Origin of the sequence: Cytobacillus spartinae (assembly GCF_042865285.1) — a bacterium.
Taxonomy (GTDB): Bacteria; Bacillota; Bacilli; order Bacillales; family Cytobacillaceae; genus Robertmurraya_A; species Robertmurraya_A spartinae.
The window spans coordinates 273,278-288,877 of sequence record NZ_JBIACK010000002.1 but is presented as its reverse complement, the minus strand read 5'-3'; the positions used below and the strand labels follow the sequence as shown (position 1 = coordinate 288,877).

Sequence of the window (15,600 nt, the reverse complement as noted above, 5' to 3'; positions counted from 1 at the left end):
GGAATCCCCCTTATAAAAAGTAAAGTTAGACCGTGACCATTGAAAACAACCACTAAAATCAAAGCGTTCATGCAGCACATCTTGATGAATACATACCTGTTTTCTTAAAAACCTTGTACTTTACGTATTAATATCCTAAGTTAGTACACATTTTTAGGTAATTTCGATAATTTCTTGCATTAACATTCTATATTGATTCCTATTTTAAAAATTTCGGTAGATTTCAGGTACTAAGAAGCTCTTTTAATACCCATTTTTCAAAAAGTCTAAAGGTTTTCGGTACTAAGCCAGCACCGTGGTGCCTTATCCTAGCAAACAAACTGGTTTCCTTCATACTGCTTATCAGCAATTTCACGGTTTCGCTCAAACGCTTTCCCAAATGAGCTATACTTGCTGCATTCTCTAAATAACAGCCCTGTTAACTGCTGTTGTTTTTCTCCAGAGGTAAATTCATTCACTAATGAACGAGAAATACGTTCTACCTGAGAAACAGCATTCTCTAAGTATGTTCTAGTTAAGCCCATTTTTATTTCTGCTCCAGCGGCACCCTTAGACTCAATCGTTTTAAAAGTACGGTACACAACAGACTCAGCTGCAAAAAGGTAGATAGCTAAATCTGCTAATCTCATTAACGTTTCTTGTTCATTCACAAGAGTAGGACCATAAGCTTCGTACGCAAGACCTGCACTTAATAAGAAGACGTTTCTTAAAAGATCCACAGCTTCTCGCTCTCTACTGAACTCGCCTTCATATGGAGAGGAAGGTTTTTGTAGCTGAAGTACTGCTTCCTCTACTTTTACTTGGAGATTAACTTCACCCTTCATTGCTTTTCTAAATAGATGGGTTGGAATTAGAAGGCGATTAATTTCGTTCGTACCTTCAAAAATACGATTGATTCTTGAATCGCGATAAATCTGTTCGATTCCATAATCTTTTATAAAACCAGCGCCACCGTGAAGCTGTAAAGTTTCATCTGCTACATAATCCAATGTTTCAGAACCAAATACTTTACAAATTGCACACTCCGTTGCGTATTCACTTAACTGCTTACCTATTAACTTAAGGTCCTGGGATTCATATAAGCCCTCGAGTGCTTCTTCAATTAAACTCGCAGTTCGATACTGTACGGATTCAGCAGCAAATACTTGAGAAGCCATCTTTGCAATCTTTTCTTTAGATGCAGAGAATTCACCAATCGTTTTTCCAAACTGCTTTCTCTCCTGAACAAATTGTACTCCTCTTTTCAGGCTGTATTTTGCAGCACCCATACACGCAGATCCAAGGTTGAAACGACCTAGATTCAGCACATTTAAAGCAATAACATGACCCTTTCCTACTTCACCAAGAAGGTTTTCTACAGGAACCAAGCAATCTTCAAATATGACTGTTCTTGTCGATGACCCTTTAATCCCCATCTTGTCTTCTTCAGGTCCTAGTGAAAGCCCTGGGAAGTCCTTTTCCACGATAAACGCAGTAAAGTCTTTCCCATCCACTTTTGCGTACACGATGAAAGTGTCAGAAAACACTGCATTTGTGATATAGAGTTTAGAACCATTTAACACATAGTATGTGCCTTCTTCATTGAGACGAGCAGTTGTTTGAGCAGCTAGGGCATCTGATCCTGCATTAGGCTCTGTTAAGCAGTAGGCACCAATAAATTCACCAGAAGCCATTTTAGGTAGATACTTTGACTTTTGTTCAGGAGTTCCGAAATAGGTAATTGGCAAGGTTGCAATACACGTATGGTTTGAGTGCGCAACACCATACCCACTTGAAGGGCCAACCATCTCACCGACGATTCCTTTACTAATCTTATCTAACCCAAGTCCACCGTAGCTTTCTGGAATGCTATGAGCTAATAAGCCTAAATCACCTGCTTTTTTTAGCAATGAAACAACTAATTCAAAATCTTGATTTTCTATAGCATCCTTATTTGGAACTACCTCTTTCTCAATAAACTGCTTAGCAGTTGCACCGATCATTTTATGTTCGTCAGTAAAGTCTTCAGGTGTAAAAAGTTGTGCTGTGTCAATCTTTGAAAATAGAAAGCTAGCACCTCTATTTTTTTCATTTGTTTTTTCCATTATGATTCCCTCCTTGCTAGTTGCTGCAGATATTATTGTGTTGAGTGTAATTTGACTGGATTTTCAATAACGACTTTTCTACCTTCAAGAATAGGGACAATTGGAACCGCACCTTTATTAGAGGCAAAAAGCAATTCATCCACACCGTCATGCTTATCAAATAATTGACCAACATATGAAGATTGGAGAATATCATAAGAGTCATTTGAACTACCGGTATAAAAATGTAGCGCTGCTTTTGCAGCATCTGTTAATTGATAAGATGTATCGTTCTCCAAAAGGCAGCTAATAAAATGGCCTGCTCCATAAAAATCTTCTAAGCTGAGTTCACCAGAGTTACCCGAACATACAACCAAGATGGTGTCTGCATCAAGCTTTTCTTCATGGATGCGCTCTGCAACTGTAAGATTGTTAATTAACGCAGAAACATACACTTTTTTAGCTTGAGATGCCTTTCTTAAAGCAACCGTACCGTTTGTCGTTGATAAAATTAGAGTTTTATCCTTAATGAGTTTACCTATTACTTTTGGACTTGGATAAACAAACCCGTCAATTGGTTTTGCTTTCTCTTCCCCTGCCACGATGCGTTGAGACTCATCATAACCTTTTGCAAATTCGAGTGCCTCATGGCGATCCATAACAGGAATCACTTCGGTTGCCCCATCATTAAGAGCGGAAGTGATTGTCGTAGTCGCTAATAAGACATCTAGTACAACTGCAATTTTGTTACCTTCTTTTACTTTCTCTTCGTCAATGTCTTCTTTTCGAATAAGAAGGTGAATCTTCGTCATGTTTTCACCTCGGAATTTTTCATTCTAGGCTGCCTCTTCAAGAAAGCCAGGGTCGCACAAGCATACAGCCCTATAAACCATTCTTAAGCATTATTAGCAACAGCCTGTGTTCCATGAACCATTAAACTTTTAACCGTATAATTAAACTTTGAGAAGCGACTATCTTGTGTTTGCCCTTTTTTGTATCGATAGTAAATTTGCTGACAGATAACCGCCAATTTAAAGTAAGCAAACGTTAAATAAAAATTCATGTCCGTAACATCTCTACCGCTTTTTTTGCTATATAACTCAATAAATTCGTTTCTAGTTATGAAGCCATCATGCAATGTAATCGGCGGCTTACCTAAACCTGCCTTCAGTAAATCCGGATCATCTGATTGAGTCCAATAGCTCATCGCCACCCCTAAATCAGCAAGTGGGTCACCAACTGTTGTCATCTCCCAATCAAACAGTCCAACCATCGTTTGTAAGTCATCACTAAACATTGCGTTGTTAAATTTAAAATCGTAATGGATAATCGTTGCTTCTTTTTGCTTTGGAACATTATTCGCTAACCAGTGCATAACTGTATCAGCTTCTTTAATGTCATCAGTTTTTGCTCGCTCATATCTAGAAATCCATCCGTGCACTTGCCTTTCCATAAAGCCATCTGGCTTGCTAATCTCCGTTAATCCCGTTTCCTTATAATTAATAGAGTGCAATTGAGCTAGTTTCTCTGCCATTACCTCTGACAAGTGTCTACACAAATCAATAGTAACCTCGATGTGATCTGGAAATGTTGAATCAATGACTACACCATGCTTTCTCTCCATAAGGAAAAAAGGACTACCAACGATATTTGTATCATTTGAAAAAAGAATCGGTTTTGGTGCTGGTGAGAATAAGGGCTGAATTTCTGATAGAATCTTAAACTCTCTTTCCATATCATGTGCCTTTGGTGCCACTGGTCCAAGTGGTGGCCTTCTTAAAACAGCTTCCCAATCCCCAGCTCTTAATTGATAAGTTAAGTTAGAGTGGCCGGCTGAAAACTGATCAATTTCTAGAGGTTGATCTGGCAAATCTATATGTTCTTTTAGAAAAGACCCTAGAGCTTCAACATTCAGCTCCTCGCCTTTTCTAACAGGAATCGTATCCTTCGGCATCTTATTCCTCCTTACAAAATCCTTATTTATTAAAAATTCAGATTACTCCGCGTATACTAGGTACGATTCTAATCCCTCTCTTAGTTCAGCTGGGATCACATCGCTCTTCTGATTTACAAAATCAAAATACACGATAATCGCATTTCCTTTTGCAATCAATGCATTTGTTTGTGAACAAATGATTTCGTGTTCAAGTTGGAAACTTTTTGTGCCAATCTTAGAAACGTACGTCTTAATCGTTAAAATTTGATTAAAATATCCTTGGCTAACGAAATCACATTTTGTAGAAGCCAGAATGAAGTTCCAGCTTTTCACGTTCATGTTATAACCTACAGATTCAAAAAAACGAATCCGCGCTTCTTCTAGGTAAATGAAATAACTAGCATTGTTTATATGGCCAAGAGCATCGGTTTCACCAAATCGAACAGTAACTTGAATTTCGTGCATTTAGACAGCTCCTTTTTAGCGGTGTTGGAACGCAGGCTTTCTTTTTTCAATAAATGCTTGAACGCCTTCTTTAATATCTTCCGTCTGGAAAATCTCTGCAAAAAGAGTTGCTTCTAGTTCAATTCCTTCTTGTAACGGCTTTTCTACTCCTTCATTAACCGCTCTCTTAATACGTGAAAGTGCCTGTAAGGAATGTCTAGTAATCTTTTTACCTAGTACTTTTGCTGCGTTTAACCCTTCACCTGTTGGGACAACATGGTTTACAAGTCCGATTTTCTCAGCAACATCAACTGTAATTGGATCACCAGTGAACATTAACTCCTTTGCCTTTGCCGTACCAACTAGTCTAGGTAAACGCTGGGTTCCTCCCCCACCAGGGAAAAGCCCTAGCTTTACTTCTGGAAGTCCGATTTGAACGTGCTCTTCAGCAATACGAATGTCAAATGTTAGAGCCAATTCACAGCCTCCACCGAAAGTTAGACCGTTAAGAACTCCAATTGTTGGCTTTGAGAATTCTTCAATGAAGTTCAGAGTTCTGTGTCCTTCCATTACATCTTCAACCATGTTTGTTTTCCCCATCATTTGTGGGAACTCCTTAATGTCAGCTCCTGCAACAAAGGCTTGATTTCCAGCTCCTGTAACTACAACTGCTACAACCTCCTGATCACTCTCCAGTTCCGAGAAAACCTCATGAAGTTCTTTAAATACAGCTTTACTCAATACATTTAATGGTGGATTATCTATCGTAATAACGGCTAAATGGTTTTCTTTTTCAACATGTAGAAATCTTCTCATTAACCCTTCACTCCTTCACGATTGTACTCATACCAGCCCTTACCTGTTTTTCTACCTAAATGCCCAGCCTTCACTTTTTCTTCAATACAAGGGAAAGGCTTATCAGCAGGATCTCCAGTTTCTTTAAAGCGCTGTTCCATTACAAAATAACCGACATCAATTCCGGATAAATCCATTAATTCAAACGGCCCGATCGGGTGGTTTAATGCTTTACGGCAAATAATATCGATATCTTTAAAATCAGCAATTCCTTCTTCATATAACGAAACTGCTTCTCTTTGAAGTGCCCCTAAAATACGGTTTGCTATAAATCCAGAGATTTCTTTTTTCAGAAGAACTGCTGTACGGTTAATCTTTTTAGAAACCTGCATCGTCAATCTTGCTGTTTCATCAGAGGTTTGCTCGCTCATTACTACTTCTACACAATCCATGACAAGTGGAGGGAAAAAGAAATGCATGTTAACTACCTTTTCTGGACGTGTTGTTACTTCCGCTATTAAACTATTAACAATAGTAGAGCTGTTCGTTGCTAGAATGGCATGTACCGGTGCTAGTTGGTCTAACTTCGTAAAAACTTCCTTTTTCACGTCTAATTTCTCAACAATTGCTTCTATAATAAAGTCTGCCTTTGAAGCAGCTTCTTCTAGGCTTGTCGTAAACGATAATCGACTAAATGCAGCAGCTTTTTGATCATCAGAAAGTTTCCCTTTTTGCACCCATTTGTCCATGATCCCCTGCAACTTTTGCTCTGCTTGTTTTAACGCGTTTTCTTGAACATCTTGGATCGTCGTTTCAAACCCACCAAGTGCACATAGCATCGCAATTTGATGCCCCATCTGACCTGCTCCTATAATTGTGATTCGTCTAATATCTTGTAGTTCCATGAACCATTCCTCCTCATCAATACTGACTAGTTGGTATGTAAAGTTTTCAAGTATATAAAGGGGATGATGAAGCTCTAATTTGCCATCCCCTTATTAAATATTTCTTCTATCTTTGTTCTATTCCCTTTAATATCATATCGACAAATATTTCAGATACTTGCTCCTCTGAAACACTGCCATTCGGGTTAAACCATTGATAACTCCAATTCGCCACGCCTAACACACCAAATGTAACAATAGATGCATTTAAATCTGAGCGGAATTCACCTTTCTCGATTCCCTCTTTAATTAATTTCTCAATATTTAAGCGAAATAAATCGCGCTTTGGAATAATACGTGCTAATCTTTCTTCGTTTAAATTTTTCATCTCGCGGAAGAAGATTTTGGCACTTAATCCTTGTTTTCGTATATTCGTAATTAACATATAAACAATGTCATACAACTTACTTTTACAATCCTTTGATCCATCGGATAAGATTTCTTCTTGATGGTTTAACATATCACCTATATAACGAAGATGAATGTCCATCAATAATTCTTCTTTACTGGAAAAGTAATAATAAAAAGTACCTTTCGTCACACCAAGTGAGTCAACGATATCTTGAATAGAAGTCTCGCTAAACCCCTTCTTTTCGAATAGTCGTATGCTTTGTTCTGTTATTTTCTCTTTCACAATAAATCCTCGCAATCATTCTAATGTCCTCGAAATTATACCATAAAAATTTCCTTCCAATCGAGGAGGCTTTTTGATATCAATGACCAAAGTTTGAACTTTACCCACTGATAAGTTTTGAAGCTAGACATCCGTATCTAGCTTCAAAACTATTTTTATGGCAAATTTCTAAAGACATTATTTTGTATTTTGTACTTCCTCTCTTAATGCACGGCGAAGGATTTTTCCAACACTTGTTTTTGGCAATTGTTCTCTGAACTCAACAATTGTTGGCACTTTGTAAGTAGCCATGTTGTCACGGCAGTATGAAATCATTTCTTCTTCAGTGACTGTTTGCCCAGATTTTAAAACAACTACAGCTTTTACGCTTTCGCCACGGTAGGCGTCAGGCACCCCAATTACAACAGCTTCTTGTACGGCTGGATGCTCATAGATGACTTCTTCCACATCACGAGGATAGATATTGTAACCGCTTGCAATAATCATGTCTTTTTTACGGTCGACAATATATAGGTAGCCATCTTCATCGACTTTAGCAATATCACCTGTATAAAGCCATCCATTCCGAAGAGTATTAGCAGTCTCTTCAGGCATATTCCAATAGCCTTTCATGACCTGTGGCCCTTTTATAATGACCTCTCCTAATTCTCCAACAGGTACTTCTTCTGTTCCGGTGCCCAAATCAACAATTTTGTAGTCTGTTGAAGGGAAGCCTATTCCAACACTACCTGGTTTTCTATCAGCAAATAGTGGGTTACAGTGTGTTGTTGGTGCAGCTTCTGATAATCCGTACCCTTCAAGAATTTTAGAACCCGTTTTACCTTCAAAGTTCTTCATTAGCTCGAGAGGCATGGGAGCACTACCGCTATTACAAATTTCAATACTATTAATTCCATATTCCTCTGCTTTTGGATGGCTTGTAATCGCTACATACATCGTTGGCACACCTGGGAAGATGGTTGGTTGCTCGTTCTTAATCGTATTTAATACTTCTTCTAAATCGAAGCGTGGAAGCATAATCATTTCTGCAGCATTATAGATTGATAGATTCATACAAGACGTCATCCCGAAAACATGGAACAAAGGTATGACGGTTAAGCATTTTTCTTTCCCCGTCTCAGTTGACTCTTTAAAGAATTCGTGAGATTGAATAACATTAGCTAATAGATTACGGTGTGTTAACATAGCCCCTTTTGAACGGCCAGTCGTTCCACCAGTATATTGAAGTACAGCTACATCATGAGCTGGATCAATATCTACTGGCTGTACCTTCCCATCTGCTTTTGCCATAAATTGTTCAAATGTGAAGTCATCTCCAATGGATTGAGTGGAAGGCTGTAAACTAACAACAATAACATTTTTAAGTTTCGTATTTTGCTGAACGCTTTTTACACGAGGGTATAATGGATCAAAAACGATAATCGTTTCTGCCCCAGAATCATTTAGAATATGTTCAATTTCTCGCTCTACTGACATTGGGTTCACTTGTGTCACAATTCCTCCAGCTGTAAGAGCACCGTAATATGAGATTACATATTGAGGGCAGTTTGGTAACATGATTGCAATACGGTCCCCTTTTTGGACACCTGACTTCTGGAGTGCTGAAGCAAAAGCATTAGCAGTGAAAGCTAGCTCCTGAAACGTAATCTTTTTTCCATAAAAAGATATAGCGTTATTCTGTGGAAACTTTGCAGTAGAATCTAATAAAATTTGCGGTATAGCAATGTTTGGAATCTCTACCTCTTTTGCAACAGATTCTGGATAGTGGGCTAACCATGCTTTATTTTCACTCATAAATTTCCCTCCAAATTTGAAAAAGTGTAAGCGTCCTATTTAGCGTACAAAAGGACTGGAAGGACAGCAACTGAGATTCTCAGTCTTTGCCTATTGTAGTCTCTAGACGCTAAACTAGACATGTCTAGCAAAAAAATCTACTAACTAACTATCTCTCTCGTTAAAAAGTAAGTCCGCCCCCATCAACTGATAGAGTGGTTCCTGTTATGAAAGAGGCCTCATCAGATGCCAAAAACAGGACTGCATTTGCTACCTCTTTGGGTTGACCAATTCTACCAAGCGCATTTGCCTTTGAAATAATCGGCCATTTAAATTCATTTTGTTTCCAGCCTTCAATGATTTTTGTATCAATGACACCAGGAGCAATTGCATTCACACGGATGGATTGCTTACCGTATTCTAGTGCTGCATTTTTTGTTAATACGACTACTCCACCTTTAGAAGCATTGTAGGCAGCCATATATTTTTGACCTTTTAAACCTAGTAAACTAGAAGTGTTAATGATAGAGCCACCGCCACTTTTCACCATTTCAGGAACTGCATGCTTAATTCCTAAAAAGACACCTTTAAGATTAATGTCGACGACTCGATCCCATTCCTCTTCGCTCATATCTACACTTCTAACCTCTGAATTTCCAATTCCCGCATTATTAAACATAATGTGAAGGGAGCCAAACCTATTTACCGTCTCATCTACTAATAACTTAATTTGCTCTGAACTCGTAACATCGGTTTGCAAAAAGAATGAGTGTCCACCGTTTTCGTTGATTAGCTGAACCGTTTCTTCACCACCGATTAGATCTACATCAGCAACCGCTACCTTAGCCCCTTCTCTAGCAAAGAGGATGGCCGTTTCACGACCTATCCCACTTGCTCCTCCTGTAACGATGGCAACTTTATTTTCTAATCTCATAAAGCTCCCCCAGTTCGTATAAAATTTTCAGGTTATAGTACGTGCGTTCCTCCATCAACCACAATCGTGTCTCCCGTGATATAGTTTGAAGCATTAGACGCTAGGAAGAGAGCAACACCCTTTAAGTCATCATCACTACCAAATCGGCGTAAAGGTGTACCTTCTAAAATTCGTTCTTTCCCTAGTTCAATCAGAACTTTAGACATTTTTGTTGGGAAAAAACCAGGTGCAATCGCATTTACATTAATATTGTATTGACCCCATTTAGCCGCTAAATCCTTTGTAAAAGTGATTACAGCCCCTTTACTCGTATTGTAACCAATAGTGTCCATGTATCTTGGATCCGTACCACCAAGACCCGCAACAGAAGCAATATTAATGATTTTTCCAGACTTTTGTTTAATCATCTCTCTACCTGCGGCCTGACTCATTAAAAATGTCCCTGTTACGTTGACATCCATTACCTTTTTCCATGCTTCTAAAGGCATTTCTGCAACCGGTGCGCCCCAAGTCGCGCCACTATTGTTTACTAAAATATCGATCGATCCAAACTCTTTCATCGTTACATCAACAACATTTTGAACGTCTTCTGCATTTGCTATATCACACTTTAGGGCAAGAGTTTTCACTCCTAATTCTTGTAGTTTATCTGCAACTTCTTGGCAAGCTTCAACTTTACGAGAACAAAGAACTACGTTTGCTCCTGCTTCTGCAAAGCCTGTTGCAATTTGTTCTCCTAGTCCTCTCCCACCTCCTGTTATAATGGCTGTTTTACCTGTTAGATCAAATAGTTCTTGGACTTTCATCTATTTCCCTACTTTCTGTCTGTTTTTAACAAAAAACCAACTCTGGGTTCTATCCGCAAAAACCTATCCTTATTTATATTTCTTTAATTCTAGCTTGGCAACTTGTGCACGGTGAACTTCATCTGGACCATCAGCAAGTCTTAAAGTTCTTGCATTTGCCCATTGAGCAGCTAATGGGAAATCATCAGAAACTCCCGCTCCTCCAAAGGCTTGAATTGCTCTATCAAGTACGCGTAAAGCCATTGACGGCGCAACTACTTTAATCATGGCAATTTCTGACTTCGCTTCTTTATTTCCGACTGTGTCCATCATGTAAGCTGCCTTTAATGTTAGTAGTCTTGCTTGCTCAATCTCAATTCTTGAATCTGCAATCCACTCTTTCACTACACCTTGACTTGCTAATGGTTTTCCGAAAGCGACGCGGTTTTGAACACGCTTACATAATTCTTCAAGAGCACGCTCAGCTGCACCGATAAGTCTCATACAGTGATGGATTCTTCCAGGTCCTAGACGACCTTGAGCTATTGCAAAGCCTTTCCCTTCACCCCATAAAATGTTCTCTTTTGGAACACGAACATTATCATATGTAATCTCTCCGTGGCCATGTGGAGCGTGATCATACCCAAACACAGGCAGCATTCTTTCAATTTTAACTCCTGGTGTGTCTAGTGGTACTAGAATCATTGCTTGCTGTTCGTGACGGTTTGCCTCAGGGTTTGTTTTCCCCATTACGATTGCAATTTTACAGCGTGGGTCCCCTGCACCTGATGACCACCACTTTCTACCATTGATGACGTACTCATCACCATTTCGGACAATACTCGCTTCAATGTTCGTAGCATCGGATGAAGCAACTGCTGGTTCCGTCATTGAAAAACAAGAACGAATTTCGCCATTTAATAGAGGTTTTAACCACTTCTCTTTGTGCTCTTCTGTACCATAACGTACAAGCACTTCCATATTCCCAGTATCAGGAGCATTACAGTTAAAAACCTCTGGAGCAATCAGTGATCTACCCATAATTTCACAGAGTGGAGCATATTCTGTATTTGTTAATCCTGCCCCATATTCACTCTCTGGTAAAAATAGATTCCACAAACCCTGTTCTTTTGCTTTAGCCTTTAATTCTTCCATAATTGGAGGAACACTACTCCAACGATCAGGCTGTTGATTTAACTGCTCCTCGTAAAGCTTTTCATTTGGATAAATGTATTCTTCCATAAACGTGTTTAATTTTGCTTGAAGATCTTTAACCTTTGGTGAATATGAAAAATTCACTTTAATCATCTCCTTATATATAATTAAAACACTTACTAACCGGTCGGTATGCTCCTACCTAATAGTATACTCCTTCTACTAAATTATTCAACTATTAATCTAAAAATTCTAAATATTTTTAAATAGTGGCTTGTACAAACATTGATGTTACCTACTAGATTTTTTACTTAAACAACCTACTTTTAAAATATATTTAGACTGAACCCTTTTATGTTAGGAGCAAGTAAAATCTTGTAGCAATATTACCTAGTTATTCTCACTTGTTCATATCATTTCACATATACTCACAAATAAATTTCATATTGTCATGTCACAAAAAAACTTCTAGTGGTCAAGATATGTAACTAAATTACATCACTAAATATGAATGTAACTTTCCCCGGAAGAACTTGCTTAAAACAGGGAACATATAAACATGACCTTTGTTCATATTTAAAAAAGTAAATACCGCCTGAATCAAGCGGTATTTACTTTAAAGCTTTTTAGTTATAGAAGCTAGCACCAACAATAATCAATAGGATGAACAATACAACGATTAGTACGAAAGTAGAACCTCCGTAAGAACCACCGCCGTAGCCACCATAACCATAACCACCATATCCGTAGCCCATATTAGACACCTCACTTTGTTTAGTATCACTAATACTATATGTAAGGCATCTTTAAAGTGTATAGGCTTTGTCCTAACTATTCCCTTATTTAACGCCTAGTTTAATTTAAGGATATGCACATTTTTAAGGGGCAAGTCCGAAACAATCCTTTATCCTTTAGGCTTAAAAATGAGTGCACCTATGAAAGCAAAAACGATAGCAGCCGATATCCCCGAACTCGTCACCTCAAACATTCCTGTCAGAACTCCAATAATTCCATGTTTTTCTGCTTCTTGTAGAGCTCCATGTACGAGTGTATTTCCAAAGTTCGTAATTGGGACAGTTGCGCCTGCACCAGCAAAATCAGCTAATGGTTCATATAATCCAAACCCGTCCAATATTGCACCTAGAACTACTAAAGTACTCAGAGTGTGTGCAGGCGTAAGTTTTAATACATCAAACATCAGCTGGCCGATTACACAAATAAGACCTCCTACTACAAACGCCCAAAAAAACATTGGTAGCATAGGACAACATCCTCCTTTCTAATCATCCATTTCAATAGAAACAGCGTGAGCGATACAAGGGATACTTTCTTTTTGTTGGAATGTTAATGGAGATAATAATGCACCGGTAGCCACAACAAGGATGCGCTTATAATTCCCCTGTTTCATTTCATTCAAGAGATGACCATATAAAACTGTTGCGGAGCAACCTGCACCGCTTCCGCCAGATTGTACTGGTTGATCTTCTTTATAAATCATTAATCCACAATCTCTAAACTTTTGACGATCAATATTAAGTCCATTGTTTTGTAAGAGTTCATATGTTGTTTCTTGACCAATTTTTCCGAGGTCACCTGTCACAATTAAGTCATAGTAGGAAGGATCAATTTGAAAATCCTTAAAATGGGCGGTAATCGTATCCGCAGCAGCAGGAGCCATCGCCCCACCCATATTGAATGGATCAGTAAGACCCATATCTATTACCTTCCCAATGGTTGCAGAAGTAGTGACAGGCATGCCTTTACTGTTCCCATCATTTTGCTTTAAAAGAGCGACACCTGAACCAGTTACCGTCCATTGAGCCGTTGGCGGCTTTTGACCTCCATACTCCGTTGGATAACGAAATTGTTTTTCTACAGCTGAGTTATGACTAGTTGCACCTGTTAAGATGTACTCAGCACCTTGATAATTCAACATAAAAGAGGCTAAAGCCAGGCCTTCCATTGACGTTGAGCACGCTCCAAAAATTCCGAAATAAGGGAGTTGAAGAGTTCTTGCTGCTAAACTAGTTGGTGTAATCTGATTAATTAAATCCCCTGCTATTAGGAATTGAATCTGATCCTGCTTAATTTCTGCCTTCTGAATAGCCACTTTCGCTGCTTCATCCATCAGAACTCTATGCGCTTTCTCATAGGAGTCCTCTCCCATCCAAAGATCATCATGCAAAATGTCAAAATCTTTTGCAAGGTTTCCCCTTGCTTCGAACGGTCCACCGGATACACCTGTTGATACAATGACTGGGCGATTCGGAAAAATCCAGGATTGATTTCCCTTTAGCATTATAAGCCCCCCCATTGAACTAAAATTGTTTTGATTAAAGCAACAACAAAGGCTGAGAATACTCCAAATAATACGACAGAGCCAGCAAGCTTAAATAAGTTCCCACCAACCCCAAGAACAAAGCCTTCTGTTCGGTGCTCAATCGCAGCTGAAATCACAGCGTTACCAAACCCGGTTACAGGAACAGCACTTCCCGCTCCCGCAAATTGACCTATATGATCATAAACACCAAAACCAGTGAGTAGCATCGATATAAAAACCATCGTTGCAACAGTCGGGTTACCTGCTGTTTGTTCAGTAAAGTTAAAAAAATAAATATAAAAATAGGTCAGAGCCTGTCCAAGCGTACATATAAAACCACCTACAAGAAACGCCTTAATGCAATTTTTTAAAACAGGTCTTTTCGTTTCATGTTTTTGTTCTAGCGTTTTATATTGCTGTTGTTGTGGTGTCATTTTTTGATTTTTTTTACTCCCCATCTCCTGACTCCTTTCTGTAAAGAATCCTAAGTTAGTTCCTTTTTCATCTTGATAATTTCTTGTAATTTCTTTTCTGCTTTCTTCTCTGAGAAATTCGGATTCTTCATGTTTTCATGTAATTCATAAGCTTCAAGAAAGATTTTATAGTCACTAGAAATAATAAAGTTCTCTTTAGGATACTTTTTTTCCAACATTTTATTGATTTTTTTCTCAATTGCTTTCATGTGAAAGCGCTGGAGGTGTTTTACCTTATAGGCTACAAGGATATCTTCCTTCCCCTTTACAACAGCAACATCGTATAGTTCTTCAAACTTTTCTACATCGTGTTCAATAGAAGAAACTAAATCCAAGTTTTCCTTCGTGTTTCTTTCAATTACTGCCGGACTAGGATGTGTTGTCTGTAGTAGGGCCATTCCAGTATCCTTCGTGCCATCATTGTTACAGGCTGTTAAGAAAATAATTAGCAAAAGAATGATGATTTTTATTCTCATTTGCTTCCCTTCCTATATGTGGCTTTAAATATAAGCTTATTTTCGTCGGCAACTTGATAAAATATGAATGAATTCCAACAGAATGAGACTTCCAACTATTGGAATAAAACTTTTTTGAAATGGGTTTCACCTCAAAATATCCGCAAACTGAAATGTAATTTTAGGGTTATTTAACGTAGCTTTTGCGCATTTGGGGATGAAAATACAAAAAAACCTACCGTTCTAAGCGGTAGGTTCCTTTAAATCTAAGCAGTCGTTACTTATCAGTTTGGAGTTTTTTCTTCCTTTTCCCACATCCACAGCCCTTTTTCTTTTTGACCGTAGTTTGTGGTTTTATCTTTGCGGTATTCTCTTTTTTCTTCAACATGTTCAAGCCTCCATACCAAAATATTTAGTTCGGTATGATAACATATGTTGTTTGTATATAGCTTGTGTAATTACCATGCCTATGGATATGAAATTATTCACTAATTATGCGTTGTATTAATGCTTCAATGATTGCAGCAATTGCTGCTGTGGAAAGAATCAAAAGGATAGGGAATGTCACTGATGGCCAAATCATATAAAGAATACAAAGGAAAGTGGCTGACCAAATTCCTGTGCACCAATAGCAACTCAATAACTCTCCTAAAAACCCCTTTAATCCTCCCTTCTTTGGTACATAGTACACTTCTGTTTCTCCAAATTCGTTGACTTCCTCCTCCTCAACAAAAAAAGGCGATCTGATAAACTCCGTTATTTTGTCAAATACAATTAATCTTGTTAGTCGAAAGCTTGCTAGCGAGATCATGACAAGCTCAATGAAAGAAATATCCATCTAGGTTTATACCTCCTAGTCAAATTCCCCGCCCAATTTTAAGAAAAAAGG

General features: G+C 38.4%; 17 protein-coding genes. All 17 read right to left on the bottom strand.

Annotated features, from left to right (window positions below; genetic code table 11):
* Window positions 1-308: 308 nt before the first annotated feature.
* On the bottom strand, window positions 309-2,084 hold the full coding sequence (locus ACFYKX_RS07380) for an acyl-CoA dehydrogenase family protein (RefSeq protein WP_389359586.1): 1,776 nt from the start codon (window positions 2,082-2,084) through the stop codon (window positions 309-311).
* A 32-nt stretch (window positions 2,085-2,116) separates the two neighbouring features.
* Window positions 2,117-2,875 carry a 2-phosphosulfolactate phosphatase gene (locus ACFYKX_RS07375; RefSeq protein ID WP_389359585.1) on the bottom strand — a complete coding sequence of 253 codons (759 nt, stop codon included), beginning with the start codon at window positions 2,873-2,875 and terminating at the stop codon, window positions 2,117-2,119.
* A gap of 83 nt (window positions 2,876-2,958) precedes the next feature.
* Window positions 2,959-4,017 carry a phosphotransferase family protein gene (locus ACFYKX_RS07370; protein ID WP_389359584.1) on the bottom strand — a complete coding sequence of 353 codons (1,059 nt, stop codon included), beginning with the start codon at window positions 4,015-4,017 and terminating at the stop codon, window positions 2,959-2,961.
* Window positions 4,018-4,059: 42 nt separating this feature from the next.
* Window positions 4,060-4,464 (bottom strand): acyl-CoA thioesterase, encoded by a 405-nt coding sequence (locus ACFYKX_RS07365; protein ID WP_389359582.1) that lies wholly within the window; start codon window positions 4,462-4,464, stop codon window positions 4,060-4,062.
* Window positions 4,465-4,479: 15 nt separating this feature from the next.
* The gene (locus ACFYKX_RS07360) at window positions 4,480-5,259 is read right to left on the bottom strand and encodes an enoyl-CoA hydratase (protein ID WP_389359580.1); all 780 of its coding nucleotides are present in this window, start codon (window positions 5,257-5,259) and stop codon (window positions 4,480-4,482) included.
* The gene (locus ACFYKX_RS07355) at window positions 5,259-6,143 is read right to left on the bottom strand and encodes a 3-hydroxyacyl-CoA dehydrogenase family protein (RefSeq protein ID WP_389359578.1); all 885 of its coding nucleotides are present in this window, start codon (window positions 6,141-6,143) and stop codon (window positions 5,259-5,261) included. The genes ACFYKX_RS07360 and ACFYKX_RS07355 overlap by 1 nt, the downstream gene beginning before the upstream one ends.
* 106 nt (window positions 6,144-6,249) lie before the next feature.
* Complete coding sequence (locus ACFYKX_RS07350; protein WP_389359576.1) at window positions 6,250-6,816, bottom strand: TetR/AcrR family transcriptional regulator; 567 nt, start codon at window positions 6,814-6,816, stop codon at window positions 6,250-6,252.
* A gap of 177 nt (window positions 6,817-6,993) precedes the next feature.
* On the bottom strand, window positions 6,994-8,610 hold the full coding sequence (locus tag ACFYKX_RS07345) for a long-chain-fatty-acid--CoA ligase (protein WP_389359574.1): 1,617 nt from the start codon (window positions 8,608-8,610) through the stop codon (window positions 6,994-6,996).
* A gap of 160 nt (window positions 8,611-8,770) precedes the next feature.
* Entirely contained in the window at window positions 8,771-9,523 is a 753-nt protein-coding gene (locus ACFYKX_RS07340; protein WP_389359572.1) for an SDR family NAD(P)-dependent oxidoreductase, read from the bottom strand.
* A 32-nt stretch (window positions 9,524-9,555) separates the two neighbouring features.
* On the bottom strand, window positions 9,556-10,329 hold the full coding sequence (locus ACFYKX_RS07335; protein ID WP_389359570.1) for an SDR family oxidoreductase: 774 nt from the start codon (window positions 10,327-10,329) through the stop codon (window positions 9,556-9,558).
* 69 nt (window positions 10,330-10,398) lie between these two features.
* Window positions 10,399-11,607 (bottom strand): acyl-CoA dehydrogenase, encoded by a 1,209-nt coding sequence (locus ACFYKX_RS07330; RefSeq protein ID WP_389359568.1) that lies wholly within the window; start codon window positions 11,605-11,607, stop codon window positions 10,399-10,401.
* A gap of 482 nt (window positions 11,608-12,089) precedes the next feature.
* The gene (locus ACFYKX_RS07325) at window positions 12,090-12,218 is read right to left on the bottom strand and encodes a YjcZ family sporulation protein (protein ID WP_389359566.1); all 129 of its coding nucleotides are present in this window, start codon (window positions 12,216-12,218) and stop codon (window positions 12,090-12,092) included.
* A gap of 149 nt (window positions 12,219-12,367) precedes the next feature.
* Complete coding sequence (gene spoVAE / locus ACFYKX_RS07320) at window positions 12,368-12,724, bottom strand: stage V sporulation protein AE (protein WP_389359564.1); 357 nt, start codon at window positions 12,722-12,724, stop codon at window positions 12,368-12,370.
* Window positions 12,725-12,742: 18 nt separating this feature from the next.
* Window positions 12,743-13,762: a stage V sporulation protein AD gene (spoVAD, locus tag ACFYKX_RS07315; protein WP_389359562.1), complete on the bottom strand. Its 1,020-nt coding sequence runs from the start codon at window positions 13,760-13,762 to the stop codon at window positions 12,743-12,745.
* A complete protein-coding gene (gene spoVAC, locus ACFYKX_RS07310) occupies window positions 13,762-14,241 on the bottom strand; it encodes a stage V sporulation protein AC (RefSeq protein ID WP_389359560.1) in 480 nt (159 codons plus the stop codon). Before spoVAC ends, spoVAD begins: the two co-directional genes overlap by 1 nt.
* Before the next feature lie 26 nt (window positions 14,242-14,267).
* On the bottom strand, window positions 14,268-14,732 hold the full coding sequence (locus ACFYKX_RS07305; protein WP_389359558.1) for a YhcN/YlaJ family sporulation lipoprotein: 465 nt from the start codon (window positions 14,730-14,732) through the stop codon (window positions 14,268-14,270).
* A 460-nt stretch (window positions 14,733-15,192) separates the two neighbouring features.
* On the bottom strand, window positions 15,193-15,549 hold the full coding sequence (locus ACFYKX_RS07300) for a DUF1360 domain-containing protein (protein WP_389359556.1): 357 nt from the start codon (window positions 15,547-15,549) through the stop codon (window positions 15,193-15,195).
* Window positions 15,550-15,600: the final 51 nt, after the last annotated feature.

What these genes read in the sequence shown, in the direction of transcription:
- ACFYKX_RS07325 (WP_389359566.1), bottom strand. Translation starts at nt 12,218, where the DNA reads ATGGGCTACGGATATGGTGGTTATGGTTATGGTGGCTACGGCGGTGGT.
- ACFYKX_RS07370 (WP_389359584.1), bottom strand. Translation starts at nt 4,017, where the DNA reads ATGCCGAAGGATACGATTCCTGTTAGAAAAGGCGAGGAGCTGAATGTT.
- ACFYKX_RS07355 (WP_389359578.1), bottom strand. Translation starts at nt 6,143, where the DNA reads ATGGAACTACAAGATATTAGACGAATCACAATTATAGGAGCAGGTCAG.
- spoVAE (WP_389359564.1), bottom strand. Translation starts at nt 12,724, where the DNA reads ATGCTACCAATGTTTTTTTGGGCGTTTGTAGTAGGAGGTCTTATTTGT.
- ACFYKX_RS07340 (WP_389359572.1), bottom strand. Translation starts at nt 9,523, where the DNA reads ATGAGATTAGAAAATAAAGTTGCCATCGTTACAGGAGGAGCAAGTGGG.
- spoVAC (WP_389359560.1), bottom strand. Translation starts at nt 14,241, where the DNA reads ATGGGGAGTAAAAAAAATCAAAAAATGACACCACAACAACAGCAATAT.
- ACFYKX_RS07380 (WP_389359586.1), bottom strand. Translation starts at nt 2,084, where the DNA reads ATGGAAAAAACAAATGAAAAAAATAGAGGTGCTAGCTTTCTATTTTCA.
- ACFYKX_RS07375 (WP_389359585.1), bottom strand. Translation starts at nt 2,875, where the DNA reads ATGACGAAGATTCACCTTCTTATTCGAAAAGAAGACATTGACGAAGAG.
- spoVAD (WP_389359562.1), bottom strand. Translation starts at nt 13,762, where the DNA reads ATGCTAAAGGGAAATCAATCCTGGATTTTTCCGAATCGCCCAGTCATT.
- ACFYKX_RS07365 (WP_389359582.1), bottom strand. Translation starts at nt 4,464, where the DNA reads ATGCACGAAATTCAAGTTACTGTTCGATTTGGTGAAACCGATGCTCTT.
- ACFYKX_RS07360 (WP_389359580.1), bottom strand. Translation starts at nt 5,259, where the DNA reads ATGAGAAGATTTCTACATGTTGAAAAAGAAAACCATTTAGCCGTTATT.
- ACFYKX_RS07335 (WP_389359570.1), bottom strand. Translation starts at nt 10,329, where the DNA reads ATGAAAGTCCAAGAACTATTTGATCTAACAGGTAAAACAGCCATTATA.
- ACFYKX_RS07305 (WP_389359558.1), bottom strand. Translation starts at nt 14,732, where the DNA reads ATGAGAATAAAAATCATCATTCTTTTGCTAATTATTTTCTTAACAGCC.
- ACFYKX_RS07345 (WP_389359574.1), bottom strand. Translation starts at nt 8,610, where the DNA reads ATGAGTGAAAATAAAGCATGGTTAGCCCACTATCCAGAATCTGTTGCA.
- ACFYKX_RS07300 (WP_389359556.1), bottom strand. Translation starts at nt 15,549, where the DNA reads ATGGATATTTCTTTCATTGAGCTTGTCATGATCTCGCTAGCAAGCTTT.